This window comes from Streptomyces sp. G-G2 (assembly GCF_030063135.1).
Lineage (GTDB): Bacteria > Actinomycetota > Actinomycetes > Streptomycetales > Streptomycetaceae > Streptomyces.
On sequence record NZ_JASISO010000137.1, the window covers coordinates 1 to 831 of the forward strand.

Annotated in this window: 1 protein-coding gene; it reads right to left on the bottom strand. The window is 78.3% G+C overall.

Going from position 1 to position 831, the window contains the following annotated elements:
• The coding region (locus QMF80_RS37950; RefSeq protein ID WP_283461988.1) for an AfsR/SARP family transcriptional regulator at positions 1 to 804 on the bottom strand (804 nt) is incomplete at its 3' end.
• Positions 805 to 831: the final 27 nt, after the last annotated feature.

An 831-nucleotide genomic window follows, 5' to 3' on the forward strand; every position in this document is an offset into this window, starting at 1 on the left:
GGGTGTGGTGATGGGTGTCGCGGTGGGGCGGGGGGTGGGCTGGAGGAGTTCCGCGTGGAGGGCGGTGAGTGGGGGGCCGGGATCCGTGCCGAGGCCTTCGGCGAGGGCGCGGCGGGTGCGGTCGTACGCGGCGAGGGCGTCGGCGGTGCGGCCCGCGGCCCGCAGGGCGCGCAGGTGCTGGACGCGCAGCGGCTCGTCGTACGGATGCGCCGCGATCAGCGCCTCGATCTCGGGGAGCAGCGAGGCGGGGTCGGTGGTGGACGTGCGCAGCTCGGCCTCTATGAGGTCGCGGACGGCGGCGGCGCGCAGGGCCTCGGGGCGGGTGGCGTGGGCGGCGCGGGTGGCGGGGTCGGGGAGGTCGGCGAGGGCGGGGCCGCGCCAGAGGGAAAGGGCGGTGCGGAGGGATTCCGCGGGGGGTGTCGCCGGTGGGGCGGGGGCGGGGGCGGACGCCGCCGGGGTGGAGAGGGTCTGGGCTGCCTCTTGGGCCAGGCGCTGGAAGACGTACAGGTCCACGTCGTCCCGGGTGGCGGGGAGGCGGTAGCCGCCGGTGGGGTCGGCCTGGACGGCGTCCTTGCCGCCGAGGGCGCGGCGGAGGCGGGAGACGAGGGCCTGCAGGGCGGCGGGGGCGGCGTGGGGCGGGTCCTCGCCCCAGACCTCGTCGACCAGGACGGAGACGGGGACGGCGGGGCCGCCTGCGCGGAGCGCGAGGGCGGCCAGGAGCGCGCGGAGGCGGGCGCCGCCGATGGGGAGGGGGGCGCCGGAATCGTCACGGGCTTCGGTGATGCCGAGGATCAGGTACCGCACGGGGTCATTTTGCCTTGGGGTTGGGGG